Source organism: Armatimonadota bacterium (assembly GCA_025059775.1).
Lineage (GTDB): Bacteria > Sysuimicrobiota > Sysuimicrobiia > Sysuimicrobiales > Sysuimicrobiaceae > Sysuimicrobium.
Genome location: JANXCW010000013.1, coordinates 44,070 through 59,943, shown reverse-complemented (window position 1 = coordinate 59,943; position 15,874 = coordinate 44,070). Strand labels below are relative to the sequence as shown.

The window sequence follows — 15,874 nt, the reverse complement described above, 5'->3', positions numbered from 1 at the left end:
GTCCTGGTCGAGGCGGTCCAGGAGGGCACGGGGCTCCTGACGTGGGACAAGGACTCCTTCGCCTACGCGGACGACTACGACGAAGGGACGCGGCGGTACCGCGGGCTACGGGTCGCCCAGCGGGTGCCAGTCTCCGACCAGGACCCCCGAGGGCTCCTCGTGAAGCCGGAAGTGGCGCTGAAGCAGCTGGAGGCCGAGGCCTCCCCGGGGATCCGCGAACCTGCAGGTACGGCGGCCGGCAGAGGCGCGGCCGCCGTGGCTAACCCCGGCGGTCCTGGGCAGGGCCTGGAGGCTCCGGCGCCCGAGAAGGCCGTCCCCACACGTTTCCACGGGACGGTCGTGCTGGACCCGGTCCGGGTCGGTGCGGAGGCCGGCAGGGTCGCGGAGGAGGTCATCACGCACCTCGTCAACGTCCCCGGGGCCCGGGTGGAGGTGACCCTGGAGATCGAGGCCACCGCACCGGAAGGCATACCGGAGGACGTCAGACGCACCGTCACGGAGAACGCCCGCACCCTGAAGTTCAAGAGCCACGGGTTCGAGCAGGAGTAGGGGCCCGTATCCTGCGGATCTTTCTGCTATACGATCGCGGAGCGGCGTGGTAAACAGGGATAGAAAGACTCTAGCCTCGAGATCCAAGACGGGGGTGCCGCATGTGGAGAGCGCTCGCAGTAGGGGCCATGGTCCTGGGACTCGCCGCGGTGGGTGCCGGAGCACCAGGCTTGAGGATCAACGGAGACGCGCAGGCGTGGCGGGAGGCCGCCCAAGCCCTGGCACGTCTCGCATCGGTGCGGAGCTATCGGATCCACTCTAGATCGCCTCAAGGAGATCGTATGGTCATCGAGTTCGTAAATCCGGACCGGATGCGGATGGTGATGGCAGGTGGACAGATGGAGATGATCCAGGTCGGGCGAGAGCAGCGGCTCCGGATGGCGGGAGGACCCTGGCAGTGCCCGCGCGGGGGGGTGACAACTGCGCCGCAAGTGCCCTCCGCAACACTCCCCGAGGGGGTGATGGAGGTGACGGTGGAGCGCGGACCCAACGCCAAGGTGGGGGGCGAGGAGACCCGGACGTACCGGTACTGGTTCGGTCCACGGCGGGAAGCGGTATTCCAGCTGTATGTGTCGGTGCGTACAGGACTCCCACGGCGGATGCAGGTCCTGGATGAGCAGGGCCGGGTGCAGACCACCATGGACTACGGAGACTTCAACGCTCCCCTCCGCATCGAGCTGCCGCCCTGCCAGCTCCGGTAGTCGCACGGCGACTCCCGAGTCACGGCAGGAATCGGATGCAGGCCAGGGGAACCTCTCCCGCTGTTGGGCTGTGTTCGGTTCTGGAGAGCTCCCCAGCTTTTACCCGTCCTCCCAGAACCGTTGCTCCCGCCAGGGATCCCCCCGCATGTGGTAGCCCGCCCGTTCCCAGAACCCGGGCCGGTCCTCCATCAGAAACTCCAGTCCCCGCACCCACTTGGCGCTCTTCCAGAAGTACAGGTGCGGGACCACCAGCCGCAGGGGCCAGCCGTGTTCCGGGGTGAGGGGCTCCCCGTCGTGCTTGTAGGCGAAGAGCACATCGTCCCGGTCCAGATCTGTGACGTGGAGGTTAGTGGTGTAGCCCTGCTCCGCGTGCACCATCACCCAGTCCGCCCCGGGCCTGCAACGCACCTGCCGGAGCACCGCCCGGGCCGGGACTCCCTCGAAGACGTTGTCCAGCCGGCTCCAGTGGGTCACACAGTGCACGTCGCACCGCACCACGGCGTGCCCCAGCCGCAGGAACTCCTCGTACGTCCAGGTTCGCTCCTCCTCCACGGCCCCGAAGACCCGGAAGGTCCACCTCGCGAGATCCACCTGGGGCACGGAGCCGTAGTGCAGCACCGGCCACTTCTCCGTCACGTACTGTCCCGGCGGAATACGGCTCTTCGTCGCGCTTCGGGAATCCACCTCACACCTCCAGGGCCGCGTCCTGGGCTTTCTGCGCCCGTCGGCGCACGATAAGGAAGGAGACGAGCACCGCTCCCTCATAGAGCACGATCATGGGGAGGGCCAGGAGGAACATGGTCACGGGGCTCCAGTCGGGGGTGACGGCCGCGGAGAGCACCAGGATGGCCAGCACCGCGGTACGCCACTCCCGCTGCAGTCGCTGGGGCGTCACGATGCCGAGGGCGCACGCGGCCACCACCAGCAGCGGTGTCTCAAACCCCAGCCCCGTGGCCACCAGAAACCACGTGACGAAGGAGAGGTAATTCAGGGCAGTGATCTGGACCCGGATCACCTCGCCTGCCTGAGCCAACAGCCACCGGCTCGCGGAAGGCAGCAGGAAGAAGTATCCGAAGACCACCCCGAAGGCGAACAGCAACCCGGCGGCGAGGGAGACAGGGATGAGCACTCGCCGCTCGTGCGGCTCCAGGGCGGGGTCGATGAACCGGAAGACGTGGTACACGATCCAGGGCATGGAGAGCGCAAGGCCGCCCGTGACCGCCACCCGGAACCGGGCCAGAAAGGGCTCCAGCATGCCGATGGCGTGGAGCTGAATCCCCCCGCTGGGCCTCAGGAGGAGGCGCAACAGGGCATCCGAAAACGTCCAGGAGATGGCCGTTCCGAGGGCAAGGCCCACCACACTCCACAGGAGCCGCTGGCGCAGCTCCTCCAGGTGCTCGATCCAGGTCATGGGCGCGCCCACGGCTTCATCCTACTATACCCGTTCCTGGGGGACCGGGGCCCGGCGGTTGTAGCGGTTCATGGCCACCTCAATCCCCTCCCGCAGGATCGTCTCCACCGCATCCGCGGCCCGCTCCATCGCCTCTTCCATCGCTGGCCGCTCCCCGGGTGCGAACCGGGAGAGCACGTACTCCGCGGCGTCGCCGCGGGGTCGCCCGATGCCCACCCGCACCCTGGGAATCTCCTGGGTTCCCAGGGCCTCCAGGACGGAGGCCATGCCGTGATGACCGCCCGCACCGCCCCGGGCACGGACGCGGATCGATCCCATCGGGAGATCCACGTCGTCGTAGACCACCACGATCTCCTGCGGCCGCAGCCCGTAGCGATGCATAAGCCACCGCACCGCTTCCCCGCTCCGGTTCATGTACGTGAGAGGCTTCACGAGCAGCACCCCTACCCCTCCGATCTCCCCCCTCCCCACCAGGGCTTCCCCTTCCTCCCGGGAGATCTCCACGTCCCACCGTGCCCCCAGGCGGTCCACCACCTCCCACCCCACGTTGTGGCGGGTTCCCCGGTACCGGCGGCCGGGATTGCCCAGGCCCACCACAAGCCGCATCTACTCCTCCGCCCGCCCCCGGCGGATGACCTCGGGCTGGGCGGTTCCCTCGGCCGGAGCCGCTTCCTCCGCTTCCTCCGCGGCTACCACCGTCACCACGGTCTCCTCCCCCGAGGTGAGCACGGTGACTCCGGCCGGTACCCGGATATCCCGGACGTGCAATGTCTCTCCCACCTCGAGGCCGCCGACGTCCACCTCCAGATGGGCGGGCAGTTCCGTCGGCAGGGCCTCGATCTCCACCTCCCGCAGGTGCTGCTCCAGCACCCCGCCCGCCCGCACGCCCACGGCCTCCCCCCGCAGGACCAAGGGCACCCGGGCCCGCACCCGTTCCTCGAGGCTCACGCGGTGCAGGTCCACGTGGAGGAGATCCCGGCGCAGCAGGTGCCGCTGGACCTCCGCGATCATGGCGAGCTCGCTGCGCTCGGCACCGTTCTCCCGGATGACCACGTCCAGGAGAACGTTCACACCCGCGGCGGTGCGCAGAACCGCCTCCAGGGCCTTCGCATCCACGGCCAGGGGGATCGGTTCAATCCCCCGGCCATAGAGGATGGCGGGTACCTTGCCCGCAGCCCGTAGCTTGCGGGCCGCCTCCTTTCCGAGCTTGCGACGGACCTCCGCCACAAGGTGAACCCGCTCCATCCGTTTCCCTCCCGCTTGACCGGACTCGGCTTGCTTAGACGTTCAGCTCCCGGAGCTCGCCCGTGACCATGTAGATGACCCGCTCCGCGATGTTCGTGACGTGGTCCGCAGCCCGCTCCAGATGCTGGGCCACCAGCAGGAGATCCAGAGCCCGGGAGATGGTACGGGGATCCTCCATCATGTAGGTGATGAGCTCCCGGAACACCTGGCTACGCAGATCGTCCACCTGATCGTCCTTCGCCGCCAGGGCCTCCGCCCGCTCTGGGTCCCGCTGCGCGAAGGCCTGTAGGGCTTCCTGCAACATCTCCTGCACCAGCTGCTCCATGCGGGGGATGTCCACAAGTGGCTTCACCGGAGGCTGGTCGGCCAAGCGCCGAACCGCCTTTGCGATCCCCTCCGCGTGATCCGCCAAGCGCTCCAGATCGATGGAGATGGCCAGGGCCGAGGTGAGCACCCGCAGATCCCCGGCCATGGGCTGCTGGGTGGCCAGCAGCTTGACCACCCGGTCCTCGATCTGGAGATGCAGGCGATCCACCACATCGTCCTCCGCGATGACCGCCTCCGCGGCCTGTGCGTCCTGACGGCGCAGGGCCTCCACGGACCGGTGGATGAGATCCCCCGCGAGGCTGCCCATCCGCAAGATGTCCTCCTCCAGGGACTGGAGCGCTTCGTCAAACGCCTCCCGGATGTGCCGCATGGTCCCCATGGCCCCACCCCCGACCCCCTGGGCTCACGCCTCCGGCGCGGCCCGCAGCCGGCAGCAGTCCGGCCCGCAGGGGACCAGACCGCCGTTCCCTTCCGCCCGCCCCACGGCGAACACGGAGAGCACACGCCGAACATCCCCAGATCCGCAGCTGGCGCAGACCACGTCCTCCGGACCGCCCCCGAGGACGAGCTCCTCAAACCGCTCCCCGCACGCCCTGCACACATACTCGTAGATGGGCATAGCCGCACACCTCCGCCAGGATCTTACCACAGGAGGTCGGAAGCGGCCGTGGTCGGTGTCCGAACCCGGTAAAATGGGAGCACGGCATGGGCAGGGTACCGTTCTGGGAACGGACCGAGGTGGTGGAGCGGTTCGCCGCCCGCCCGCCGGACGACCGTATGGTGGCCCTGCTGTCCTCCCTGCCCCGCACCACCCGGGTTTTGGACCTGGGGTGCGCCGCGGGCCGGAACACGGAGTGGTTGGCCCGGGAGGGGTTTGACGTGTACGCGTGCGACGCCTCCCATGCCATGGTGGCCTATACCCGGAACCGGCTCCGCCCTTATCTGCCGGGTGAGGAGGTGGAGCGACGGGTGATCCGGTGCCGCATGGACGACCTCTCCGCCTTTCCCGACGCCTTCTTCGACGTGGTGGTGGCCCTGGGCATCTACCAGCAGGCGGAGAGTGCGGAGGAATGGCACCGGGCCGTGGAGGAGACCACCCGGGTCCTCCGACCGGGAGGGCACCTCCTTGTGCAGCACTTCGCGGTGGGGTCCCGGCCCTGGAGGGAGCCTCTCCGGGAGGTGGCGCCCTTCGTATTTGAGACCGAGGGCCCGGACGGAGAGGTCCGCCGGTTCGTGCTGCTGGACGAGGCGACCCTCAACGCCTGGATGGGCCAGCACCGCCTGTACCCGGAAACCCCCGTGCGCCTGGCCACCCGACCCACGGAGGAGGGGGGGTGGTGGCACAACCTCCACGGACACTTCCGGAAGCGCTAGGCACGTTAAGCGCATTTTAATCAGGCGCAGGCAAGGTTTCCCGAGGAGACGCTCTCCCCGGAGGTACGGGACGCCATCCGGTCCGGCTCCGCACCTTCCGGGGGCGAAAGACCCCAGGTCCTGTGAGGAGGGGGCGCCGTGGGGCAGACGGGAAGCGGTCGGACCATTACCTTCTCGTGGATCCGTCGGTGGATGCGACTGGCGGACCTCGCCAACCAGCCCGGAGCTCCGCCCGTGGAGGAGCTGGTGGACATGCGCTGGGAGCGGCGCCAAAGCCGCCGGGAGTTCCTGCGGACGGCGGGGTCCGCGGCCCTGGCCGCCGCGGCCGGGCAGCTCCTCCGACCCCTTGAGGTTCTGGCGGGGCCCCAGGCTCCGAGGGTGGTCATCGTGGGAGCCGGGCTGGCGGGGCTGACCGCCGGGTACTACCTGCGGCAGGCGGGGATTCGCCCCCTGATCTACGAGGCCAGCACCCGCACCGGAGGCCGGATGCTGTCCGTGCGGGACGCGGTGGTCCCGGGGCTCGTCACGGAGTTCGGCGGGGAGTTCATCGACACCGGGCACGAGGACATGCACCGGCTCGTGCGTCTGTTCGGACTGCAGCTCCTTGACCTCCAGGCAGGTCCAGAGGCACACCGGCGGCCCACCTTCTACTTCCAGGGCCGTCATCTACGAGAGGCGGAGGTGGTCCGGGCGTTCCGGCCGATCGCGAGCCGCATCCGGCAGGACCAGGCCGCCGTGGGTGACACCGTCACCTACCGCCGGCACACCCCGCGGGCCCGGGAGCTGGACCGCATGTCCATCTCCGAGTACCTGGACCGTGTCGGCGCCTCCGGCTGGGTGAAGGAGCTGCTGGAGGTGGCGTACGTGGGGGAGTACGGGCTGGACGCGGGGGAGCAGTCCGCCCTCAACCTGGTCCTCCTGATCGGCACGGAGCCCGCGTCCAGCTTCGAGGTCTACGGGGAGAGCGACGAGCGCTACAGCGTCCGGGGCGGGAACCAGCAGATCACCGCCCACCTCGCCCGGCTCCTGGAGCCCTCCCTGCAGCTGGACCACCGCCTGGTGGCGGTGCGGCAGCAAGGAAGCGGTTACCGCCTCACCTTCGAACGCCGGGGGGCGGGCACCGCGGAAGTACGCGCGGACTTCGTGATCCTCACCGTCCCGTTCACCCTCCTTCGGGAGGTGGAGCTCCAGGTGGATCTGCCTGCGGTGAAGCGAAAGGCGATCCGGGAGCTGGGGTACGGGACCAACAGCAAGCTTATCCTGGGCTTCCGGGAGCGGGTGTGGCGCAAGGGGGGTGGGTCGGGCGAGCTGTTCACCGATCTCCCGATCCAGAGCGGGTGGGACAGCAGCCGTGGCCGGCCCGGCCGAGCCGGTACCTACACCATCTTCCTCGGCGGCAAAGCCGGGGTGGACGTGGGGCAGGGGCTCGCCCGGGACCAGGCAGACAGGGCTCTGCCCGACCTCGAACGCGTCTTTCCCGGAGCCCGCGACGCCTACACAGGCCGGGTGGCGCGGTGGCACTGGCCCTCGGATCCCTCCGTGCGGGCGAGCTACGCCTGCTGGAAGGTGGGGCAGTACACCACCATCGCCGGTGCGGAGTTCGAACCCGTGGGGCGGCTGCTGTTCGCGGGCGAGCACACCAGCCTCGACTACCAGGGCTACATGAACGGGGCTGCAGAGACGGGCCGGCGGGCGGCCCGGATGATCCGGGCCCTGGTGCGTCGGTAACGGGCGATGGGATCGGCCGAGCTCGAGCGGGAAGTGAAGGCTGCGGACGACCTGCTCTTCCGCACGGACAGCTCCGGCCGCCGGCTGTTCTTCCCCCACGGGACAGACCGCCCCGGGCGGGTGGTCCCCGACGAGGCCGCGGAGCGAGACGTCCGCGGCCTGCTGGATCGGCGAAGGAGGGTCCTCGTTGCCATCGCCACGAGCGTCACCCTCCCGTCGGTTTTCCTGCTGCTGGCGCTGAAGCGGTTCCTGGAAAGGGAGGTCGGGGAGTGGGCGTCCCTGGCCATCACGGGGGTGGTCGCCCTGGCCCTCGTGGTGTTCCTCTCGGCCGTGATCGTAGCTGTGGGCCTCAGCTATCAGGGACAGCTGTCCAGGATGGTCGCCAGCTGGCCAGAGGTCCCACCCCTGCATTCCTGGCAACAGGCCGCGTTCGAACGCTTCCGCGCAGGCGCCGGCACGACACCCGTCTGGAAGCTCACCCTGTACCTTTTGGGCAGCGGGCTCTTCACCCTCGGAGGCCTCGCCATGCTCCTCCTCGCGGACAGCCCCACAGACAGACTCGTGGGTGCCCTGCTGGCCGTGTTTTGCGGGATCGGAGTCGCGGTGTTCGGAGGGCAGTTGGCAGTCCGGCTCCTCCGGAGGTAGCGCGGGATGCTTCTAGGCCGGACGTACCCTGTGTGGTATCCTAAATGGAAACCTTAGCCCAGTCCGCGCGGGCCTCAGACCCGGGCCCTGGGCAGAGGGGGTTCTCTCGATGAGAAGGGGTGTGGTTTTCCTGATCCTGTTCTGCCTGGGGCTCGGAGTGCCCCTGTGGAGTCAGCCCGTTCCCACCGCCATCGTCCCCGGGGAGGCTATCGGCCCCATCCGCATCGGGATGTCCATGGACGCCGCCGCCCAGTTGGTGCAGTCCCTGGGAGCCAGCCGGGACGAGAACAACGAGGACGGCCGGCGGGTGTGCAACACCGAAGCCAAGGTGGGGTTCTGCATCTTCGACTACTACCAGTACGGGGAGGAGACGGAGGCGGTGAAGACGCCGGGGCAGGTCCTGGCCGTGGCCACGGACGATCCCCGGTTCAAGTTCTCCAACGGAGCGGGCGTGGGAAGTCCGCTGATGGACCTGCTGCGGATGGTGGACGCGAACCCTGAGTTCCTGTTCACGGGACCCGGGGAGGTGTTGTTCGAGTGGCCCTCCCGGGGACTGCTCGTAGGCGTCCGACAGGGCCAGAACGGCGCGGAGGTGAGCTTCATCCTCGTGTTCCGGCCCAGGCGGTAGTCACCGGAGGAGCAGCAGGTTCCAGCCCGCCCACAGGACGGCGGCAGCTACCCACGTCGCCCTCCTGCCACCGAGACCGAAGGTCACCCCGCTCAGGGCGGCTCCTGTCCACGCCACGAGCTGGGTCCAGTCCAACATCTCCGTAGCCCGCACCTCCCCGAGTCGCTGGAGGACCGCCTGCGTCCACGGGACGAAGGGAACGGGGAGGAACAGGGGCTCGTAGTAGAACGCCAGGGTACCGCTCGCCAACAGGAGTCCCGCCGCCACCTGCCCTCCGGACGCGGGAGGCAGCCGCAGACGGGCCGCCCGCAGCGCCCACGGCCACAGGAGCACCGCGAGGGCCGGAGAGCCCGTCCGCAGATGCGGCAGCAGGAGGGCGGCGGGCAGGGCGGTGAGGTACCCCGTGAGGAAGAAGGCGGTGGATCGGATCTCCGCCTGCCATCCTGCTCCAAGCCGGGCCACGAGGTGCGGAAGTCCCCAGAGCACCATGCCCAGAAAGGGATACAGGGTGGTGGTCCGGAGAGCTGCCGGAGGTTCCTGGGCAAACCGGAAGGCGGTGGCAGCGATCCCCAGAAGTGCCACCCCGCCTGTCAGGAGAGCCGCGGAGCTTTCCCGCACGCCCTTGGAGGTCTGCTTCAGCTCCTCCACCACCACCGGCACCGAAGCGAGCAAAAGCGGCCACCAACCCTCCGGCGCCTGCACCTCCGACAGCGCGGACCACGCCTGGCGGGCCCCGAGGTACACCAGCCCTACCACAACCGCGGAGGCCACCGCGTCGGAGGCCGCGGACACGGGATCCTCCCTCCTCCAGGCCCTCCACAGGGTTACCGCGCCTGTCGCGGCCAGCAGGAGGCCGCACAGAAGGGTGCCCTCGTGCCACTGATCCCGGAGCAGGACCATGAGGGGGACGGCCGCAGCCTGCGGGACGGCGTCCAGCACCGCCGCGGGCATCACGGTGACTAGGATCCCCATCCCTCCGATCCCCAGCAAGCCGCACGCAATCCCGCACACTACGGCCCGGTGCTGGAACGCGCCCCGCAATCGGCGCACCGCCCGTTCCGCTACCTCGGAGGCGTCGTCCACCAGGTCTGCGGCGAGCCACATCCAGAAGAGCCCGAGGAACATGAACAGGGCGTCGTAGCCCATCCGCAGGGCCTCTCCGAACCGGGCAGGGCTTTGCACAATGCCCCAGGCGTAGACCGCCGCCATGCTCCAGAAGAGCACCGCCCGCGGCGCGGGAAGATCGGAGCGGGCTACCCGGAAGAGCACCAGCCCGAGGAACCCGTACACCATAGCCCACGCGGCCACCGAAGCCCACAGGGGCTCCACCAACACGGGGCTGAGGCGTCCCAGGAGCAGAACCCAGGGAACAAGCCAGAGAGGACTCCTGCGGTCGGCCGCAAGACGGCCGACTTCGATGGCGTACAGGGTCCAGGCGGGCAACAGCGCACCCCACCGCGGTAGCGCGAGCACGGGCGGGAGCAGCAGGTACCAGAGGGCATACATCCCGCCTGCGAACCGCAGGACGGGATGCAGTCCGCGGATCTCGGAGAGGAAAAGCGCGAAGGCAAAGGCGACGATGGCGCCCAGCATGACGAGCGCGAGCGAGGTTCCCAGCAGGCGCGATCGCTCCGGGGTAGACACGGAGAGCACAGCCGCGAACCCGCCCAAGGTACCTGTCAGGAGGGCGAACGCCAGGATTCCCCAGGGACCCAGCCGGAGCAGCCCGAAGAGCCCTCCCGCGCTCTCCTGCAGGTCCTTCCACCGCACGGGGAGCCCCAGGTACTGAGCCCCGGCGTCCAGCCCGCGGATCGCCCACCCGAGGGCCCGGCGGAGGAACCTCACCGTCCGCGCCGCAGTTCCATCACCCGTTTCCGCCAGACCTCCACCTCCTCCGCCCGTCCTACCCCCCGCACCACCCGCCGCTTCGCAAAAGCCAGGCGCACGAGGGCGGATCGCACCGGCCCTGGCATGCCCCGTCCGTCCGCCGCCAGGGCGTGGTACTCCTCCTCCCGGACCACGCCCGCGGCCACCTCCTCCCAAAGGCACCACCTGAGGAGCTCCCGCTGCCGCCGCGCACTCCACACCCTCCCGGCGGCAAGCAACCCCACCCCGCTCCACTCGAAGGCCAGCAGCCCCGCGGCCACCAGCGGCTGGAGGGGCCCTCCCTGGCGGAATGCTTCCACGAGCGCCAGATACGCGGTGTGCGCGCCCCCCGCCGCCACAAGGCCTGCCACCGTCGCCGCACCATGCACCAGCAGGCCGGGTTGCCGCGCCCGGGCCCACCCTACCGTGGCTCCCAGGATCGCGAGCAACGCTCCCTGCGCCAGGCCGCCGCCCAGCAGGTGCAGCAGGGATCCCGGATTCCTGGAAGGCCAGGATCCTCCGAGGAGACCCCAGAAGCCCGAAAGCGCGTACCCAAGCCCCACGAAGAGCCCCCGAAGGAACCCGTCGAAGGGATCCGCATGCCCTCGGGCCAACCCCGGGAAACCCCCAGCAGCATCGCGGCTTTGGCCAGCTCCTCGACCATTCCCCGCCAGGCGGGCGGAGGTGCCGTGCTCCAGACCACAACGAACGCCGGCCAGCGTCCCTCGAAAGGGGGCAGGACAGCCCCCAGCACCCATAGGATCCCAGGTACCCCTACCGCTCCCGCCGCTACGGCCAGGAGGGCATAGCGCAGGTCCTGCTCGTACCGCACGCCCCGCCACGCAATCCAGAGGCACCCGAAAACGGAGAGCGGAAGCAGGATCCCTTCGGCAACCATCCTGTTCATTCTCCCGAATGAACCGGCTTAAAATTCCGTTAAAACCGGGCGTGTATGCGGAGAACGGATGGACGGCGCGCGGTGGATTCCCCGGGCTCGGCTTCTGGACCGCCTCCCGCAGCAGGGTGGGTACGTGGCCTGGCTGCAGGCGCCGTACGGCTATGGGAAGACCGTGCTGCTGCGGCAGTGGGCGGAGCGGCTGCAGGCGAACGGGTGGCGGGTGGTGTGGGGCAGCGCCGCGGCAGGCCCCCTTCTCGAGCAGCTCGGCCGTGCTCTGGGGATCGGGAAGAACCCTTCCTGGAGGTTTCTCCAGACCCTCCTGAGCGATCGGCCCACGCTTCTCGTGCTGGACGACCTCGTGTCGGACGACGTCCCGAATCTCCGAGCGCCTTTGGATACCCTGATCCTGGGCCTTGCCAGCCGCACGGAGCTCCCTTGGCCCGAGCTCCCGCGGATCCGAGCTTGGGGCCGTCTGGTGCACCTGACCGCGGAGGACCTCCGGTTCTCTCTTCTTGAGGTCCGCCAGCTGGTGGCCGATGACCGCAGGGCCTATGAGATCTGGGAGAGCTCCGGGGGATGGCCCATTGCGGTGCACATCGCAGCCCTCACGGGAACCCTGGATTTCCGGAACGCCCTGGTACGGGGGGTCCGGGAATCCCTGGGACAGGAGGCGTGGGAGCTCCTGCTGCTCCTCTCTGCCCTCCCTGCGCTTCCGGATTCCCCGGGGGACTATGCCCTGCAGCAGCTCGTCAGCAGCGGGTTCGTCCAACGCACCGCCCAAGGCCTCCGCCTGCACGCCTTGCTCACGGAGGCCCTGCACGATTCCCTACGGCCCGCGGTTCAGGAGGCGGTCCGTCTGCGAGCCCCTGAGCTTCCCCCGGAGCTACGGGCGGAAGCTTACTTCCGGGCGGGACTGTGGATGGAACTGGGGGATCTACTCGACTCCCCCACAGCCCTCGACCTCGCTTCAACTGTCCCCTCCTCCCTGATCCGGTGGTGTCGGGCGCTGCCGGGGATGGGTGGCCCCTGGCGGAGGCTTGCGTACGGCATGGCTCTGTGTCTGGTGGGCCGACTCCGGGAGGCACTTCCCCGTCTGGAGGCCCTCGCCCGGGACACGGGGGATTCACACCCGGAGGTGGCGATCCGGGCCTGGGGACTCGTGGCATACAACGCCCCGGAGGTGGACCTCCCGCTCGCCCTGCGGGCGGTGGAGGAAGGATCGCGGCTGGTGGCACGGGGGGATCCACGCGCCGCCGCCCGGTTCTGGAACTGGACGTGCTGGCCCTTGTGGAAGGCTCGACAGCTGGACCGGTTCGAGGCGGTCCTGGAAGAGGCACGTAGACTCCTCCCACCCGACGACCCCTACGTCTTCCACCCCATCGGCTACAACATGGCATTCCTTCGGTGGCAGCGGGACGGAGACCTCGACCACTACCTCGCCTATAACCGCCGCACCGCGGAAGTCCAGGAACGCGAGCGTTCCCACAACCTGCCCCTCACCCTCCTGCAGACCGGCCGCCTCCTGCTGCTCGCGGGCCAGCGGGAGGAGGCGCTCGCATGTTTCCGCAGGGCACAGGCCTGCCCGGGGTGGAACTTCTGGGCCGAGGCCCTGGCGGGCGCCTGGCAGGCGGCCCTGGAGCGGGATCCCGCTCCCTTCGAGCGCTTGGTGGTTCTCGCGGAGACCGCGGAGAACCCGGAGCTGGAAGATACAGTCCGGGGGTTGTGGATCCGCACCCTGCGGGAACGGGGCCTTCTTGAGGAATCCCTCCGGGTGGCGCAGCCGGTGCGCGGGTTCTGGACCCGGCTGGAATCCGCCCTCAGCCTGTGGATGCTGGGGCGCCACGAGGAAGCTGCATCCCGTCTCCCCCCACCGCCACACGATCGGGAGGAGCAGGCGTATTTCCACGCGGCCCGCTTCCGGATCCTCCGGCGGGAAGAGGATCTGGAGGCGTTGCTGAAGCTCACCTCCCTGGGCCCTGCGGTCCTATCGGCACTGTTGCCCCTCTCCGAACTCCCCAGGCACCGCCCCGAGCTCGCGGACGTCTACCCCATCGAAGAAGTGCTTCGGGCCGGGTGGAAGGAGGCCATCGAGCGCCGGAGGGAGATGGTCCCACCTCTAGAGGTGGAGGTCCTGGGGAGTTTCCGCGTGGCGCGGCTGGGGGAGGAGGTTTTGCTCTCACCCACCGCCCGTGCCCTCCTTGTGCTTCTGGTCCTGCGGCGGGATCCGGAGTCCATCGCGGACCAGCTCTGGCCGGAGGCGCATCCCGAGCAGGCCCGCAACAACCTCCACGTCCAGATGCACCACCTGCGCAGGGCCCTCCAGCCGTGGCGGGTTCCCACCTACCTGACCGCGGGGAGACTCCACAACGCCCGGGTGGATCTCTGGAACCTGGAGGAGGCCCTGAACCGGGGAGACGCGGAGGCCGTGCTGGACCTGTATCGGGAGCCGGTGGCACCGGGGGTAGACCTACGCGGGGTGGACGACTTCCGGTATGCCCTCCGACGGCGGGTGGTGGACTGCCTCTACCACGCGGGCTGCCACGCGGCTCCGGAACCGGGGATTCGATTCCTGGAACGAGTCCTGGACCTGGATCCCCTCCATGAACCGGCCGTCCAGGCCCTCCTCCGCCATCTGCTCTCCCTGGGCCACCGGCAGGCTGCCCTGCGGATCTACCAGAACTTCGAAGCGCGTCTGCAGGATGAGATCGGGGTGGACCCTATACCGGAGACCCGTGCCCTCCTCCAGGGCCTCTCGGATCGTTCACCGCGTTACGGACGCAGGCGTTAAGCAAGTTTTAAGGCCCTCCGGATAGTGTGGGGGAGCCCGCGGCCGCGGGTCTGAACGCCATACGGGAGTGGGGCATGCAAACCGGATCTCAACCTCTCGTGGAGCTCACCCCGATACAACGGATCGTGGCCATCGGTGGGTGGTGGCTGTGGTGGATCGCCATCGGGAACTTCTTCCTCAAGTCCCCGCATCCCCTTGTCCGCCGTCACGCGCTCTGGGCCTTGGGCTGGGGAGTTTTGCTGTCGGTGCTGTTCGGGTTCCTGCCGTTGGTGTTCCTACTGATTGCGGGGGCCACCGGCAACCGAACCGTCGCGGGAATCGTGACCCTGGGGGGGATCGGGTGGAACTTACTGGGATTCCTCCTCTGGCTTGCAGCAGCCGCAGTGAACACATACGCCTTCCTGCAGGGTAAAGGGCCATGGCTCCGCGACGAGAAAGACAATCCGACTTCCTGAAAGCTTCCTGAAAGACTGCATGAAAAACCCTAGAAGCTCACGGAGTTAGGAGACGACCATGGTATTGAGTGCGGCCCTGATCGTTCTGATCCTCACCGTCCTGTACGTAGTCATCCTGTACTGGGCGGACCGCCACGAGAAGGAACCCGGAAGCGTGCTGGGTGCAGCCCTGTTCGGTGGCGCCATCGCAGCTCCCGTGCTGACCATAATCGTGGAGCGCTTGGCGGGAATCCGCATGTCCGTCTATCCAGCCGCCTTCCACGCCCTGAACGCGGCATTCTTCGGGCCCAATCCCGCGGGAGCGGTCGTGGAGGAGGGGATGAAAGCCCTGGTGATGCTGGTTCTATTCCGGCTGCTCCCCCGGGAGTTTGACGGGACTCTGGACGGAGTTGTGTACGGCGGAATCGTGGGGGCGGGGTTCGCCTTGGCGGAGTCTGTGGTGTATCTTTGGGACCTCTCGAGAGCCGGGTTTGGAGGAGGCATCGGCGCAGGGGAGGCGTTCGGTATTCTCCTGACCGGTCTCACCCACAGCGCCTTTGGCGCTCTCTTCGGGGCATCCCTGGGAGCGGTGCGCGAGTTCGGGCTTACTGGCTCCGCTGCGTGGTGGCTGCCGGTCGGTGGGTTCGCAGTGACTGCCCTGTACCACGCGGCGTATGATGCCCTCGCGGCTCTGATCGTCTCGAGAACAGGACCTTCCGCATTCCTGGTCTTCGCCCGGAACGTCGCGGACTGGGCAGGAGTCATGGCCCTGGGGGGGATTGTGGTTTGGGCTCTGCGTCATGAGCGGAACGTGATTCACCGCTACCTTCCAGTGGAGGCTCGAGAAGGACATATTCCGCAAGAGTATGTAGAGGCAGTGCTACGGAATCGGTGGTCGGACGTGCCTAAGGCGATCCGGCAACCCCTCGCCGAGCTCGCCTTCGCCCGACGGCGTCTAGAACGAGGACTCGCGAGTGAGGCGGAACTGCAGCTCTACCGGAACCGGATCCGGGAGGCGGAACGATGAACCGGAACTTGCTCATCGGCGGCGGGCTTGGCTGTGGCTGCCTGACCTTCCTCGCTGTAGTGGCCGTGGTGGCAGCGTTTGTGTTCCCCTGGCCGAGGCCGCCTGCACCAACCCCGGCCCCCGTCCCTCCCCAGCCCGCACCTCAACCTACCGGGCTGGGGCCACAACCCTCGCCCGTAGTCCCCACACCTCCTCCACCCCCTGGCCCTGAAGAGAGGGGACAGACCGAACCATGTCCGCAGACACCGCTTCA

Annotated in this window: 18 protein-coding genes and 2 pseudogenes; 10 read left to right on the top strand and 10 right to left on the bottom strand. The window is 68.6% G+C overall.

Annotation, left to right across the window (positions count from 1 at the left end):
• Both N0A24_10005 and N0A24_10000 read left to right on the top strand, forming a co-directional pair.
• Positions 1-549, top strand: a 549-nt coding sequence (locus N0A24_10005; GenBank protein ID MCS7173684.1) for an AAA+ family ATPase, incomplete at its 5' end; no start/stop codon positions are given.
• A 101-nt stretch (positions 550-650) separates the two neighbouring features.
• Positions 651-1,250, top strand: a complete 600-nt coding sequence (locus tag N0A24_10000) for a hypothetical protein (protein ID MCS7173683.1) — start codon at positions 651-653, stop codon at positions 1,248-1,250.
• A 99-nt stretch (positions 1,251-1,349) separates the two neighbouring features.
• Here the strand turns inward: N0A24_10000 and N0A24_09995 are convergent, their stop codons facing one another.
• Genes N0A24_09995 through N0A24_09970 form a run of 6 tightly spaced genes read right to left on the bottom strand, consistent with a single transcriptional unit; the run spans position 1,350 to position 4,852 of the window.
• Positions 1,350-1,934, bottom strand: coding sequence for a sulfite oxidase-like oxidoreductase (locus N0A24_09995; GenBank protein ID MCS7173682.1), 585 nt, complete (start codon positions 1,932-1,934; stop codon positions 1,350-1,352).
• Position 1,935: 1 nt separating this feature from the next.
• On the bottom strand, positions 1,936-2,673 hold the full coding sequence (tatC, locus tag N0A24_09990; GenBank protein MCS7173681.1) for a twin-arginine translocase subunit TatC: 738 nt from the start codon (positions 2,671-2,673) through the stop codon (positions 1,936-1,938).
• 12 nt (positions 2,674-2,685) lie between these two features.
• Entirely contained in the window at positions 2,686-3,267 is a 582-nt protein-coding gene (gene pth / locus N0A24_09985) for an aminoacyl-tRNA hydrolase (protein MCS7173680.1), read from the bottom strand.
• Positions 3,268-3,906 carry a 50S ribosomal protein L25 gene (locus tag N0A24_09980; protein ID MCS7173679.1) on the bottom strand — a complete coding sequence of 213 codons (639 nt, stop codon included), beginning with the start codon at positions 3,904-3,906 and terminating at the stop codon, positions 3,268-3,270. It abuts the gene before it with no gap.
• A 34-nt stretch (positions 3,907-3,940) separates the two neighbouring features.
• On the bottom strand, positions 3,941-4,612 hold the full coding sequence (phoU, locus tag N0A24_09975) for a phosphate signaling complex protein PhoU (GenBank protein MCS7173678.1): 672 nt from the start codon (positions 4,610-4,612) through the stop codon (positions 3,941-3,943).
• Between the two features lie 24 nt (positions 4,613-4,636).
• Positions 4,637-4,852 (bottom strand): zinc ribbon domain-containing protein, encoded by a 216-nt coding sequence (locus N0A24_09970; GenBank protein ID MCS7173677.1) that lies wholly within the window; start codon positions 4,850-4,852, stop codon positions 4,637-4,639.
• Between the two features lie 73 nt (positions 4,853-4,925).
• Here N0A24_09970 and N0A24_09965 point away from each other — a divergent pair, with 73 nt between their 5' ends.
• Together N0A24_09965 and N0A24_09960 are read left to right on the top strand one after the other, a co-directional pair.
• Positions 4,926-5,111 carry a hypothetical protein gene (locus tag N0A24_09965; protein ID MCS7173676.1) on the top strand — a complete coding sequence of 62 codons (186 nt, stop codon included), beginning with the start codon at positions 4,926-4,928 and terminating at the stop codon, positions 5,109-5,111.
• Complete coding sequence (locus N0A24_09960) at positions 5,023-5,607, top strand: class I SAM-dependent methyltransferase (GenBank protein MCS7173675.1); 585 nt, start codon at positions 5,023-5,025, stop codon at positions 5,605-5,607. The genes N0A24_09965 and N0A24_09960 overlap by 89 nt, the downstream gene beginning before the upstream one ends.
• Positions 5,608-5,884: 277 nt before the next feature.
• Here N0A24_09960 and N0A24_09955 read toward each other — a convergent pair.
• A pseudogene (locus N0A24_09955) lies at positions 5,885-5,989 on the bottom strand (chitin-binding protein).
• On the opposite strand from N0A24_09955, the gene N0A24_09950 reads away from it, so the two are divergent.
• From N0A24_09950 to N0A24_09940, 3 genes are all read left to right on the top strand, one after another.
• Positions 5,986-7,335, top strand: a complete 1,350-nt coding sequence (locus N0A24_09950; GenBank protein MCS7173674.1) for an FAD-dependent oxidoreductase — start codon at positions 5,986-5,988, stop codon at positions 7,333-7,335. The pseudogene N0A24_09955 and the gene N0A24_09950 sit on opposite strands and share 4 nt — an antisense overlap.
• 6 nt (positions 7,336-7,341) lie before the next feature.
• Positions 7,342-7,980, top strand: coding sequence for a hypothetical protein (locus tag N0A24_09945; protein MCS7173673.1), 639 nt, complete (start codon positions 7,342-7,344; stop codon positions 7,978-7,980).
• Between the two features lie 109 nt (positions 7,981-8,089).
• Positions 8,090-8,608, top strand: coding sequence for a hypothetical protein (locus N0A24_09940; GenBank protein MCS7173672.1), 519 nt, complete (start codon positions 8,090-8,092; stop codon positions 8,606-8,608).
• On the opposite strand, the gene N0A24_09935 is transcribed toward N0A24_09940, so the two are convergent.
• The 3 genes and pseudogenes from N0A24_09935 to N0A24_09925 all read right to left on the bottom strand — a co-directional run bounded on the left by N0A24_09935 (position 8,609) and on the right by N0A24_09925 (position 12,613).
• Positions 8,609-10,453, bottom strand: coding sequence for a hypothetical protein (locus N0A24_09935; GenBank protein MCS7173671.1), 1,845 nt, complete (start codon positions 10,451-10,453; stop codon positions 8,609-8,611). It abuts the gene before it with no gap.
• Complete coding sequence (locus tag N0A24_09930; protein MCS7173670.1) at positions 10,450-11,088, bottom strand: hypothetical protein; 639 nt, start codon at positions 11,086-11,088, stop codon at positions 10,450-10,452. Before N0A24_09930 ends, N0A24_09935 begins: the two co-directional genes overlap by 4 nt.
• Before the next feature lie 1,390 nt (positions 11,089-12,478).
• A pseudogene (locus tag N0A24_09925) lies at positions 12,479-12,613 on the bottom strand (response regulator).
• A gap of 1,055 nt (positions 12,614-13,668) precedes the next feature.
• Between N0A24_09925 and N0A24_09920 the strand changes: the two are divergent.
• The 3 genes from N0A24_09920 to N0A24_09910 are packed head-to-tail and all read left to right on the top strand — an operon-like array spanning position 13,669 to position 15,621.
• Positions 13,669-14,160, top strand: coding sequence for a bacterial transcriptional activator domain-containing protein (locus tag N0A24_09920; protein ID MCS7173669.1), 492 nt, complete (start codon positions 13,669-13,671; stop codon positions 14,158-14,160).
• A 26-nt stretch (positions 14,161-14,186) separates the two neighbouring features.
• The gene (locus N0A24_09915; protein ID MCS7173668.1) at positions 14,187-14,615 is read left to right on the top strand and encodes a hypothetical protein; all 429 of its coding nucleotides are present in this window, start codon (positions 14,187-14,189) and stop codon (positions 14,613-14,615) included.
• 58 nt (positions 14,616-14,673) lie between these two features.
• A complete protein-coding gene (locus N0A24_09910) occupies positions 14,674-15,621 on the top strand; it encodes a PrsW family intramembrane metalloprotease (protein MCS7173667.1) in 948 nt (315 codons plus the stop codon).
• Positions 15,622-15,874: the final 253 nt, after the last annotated feature.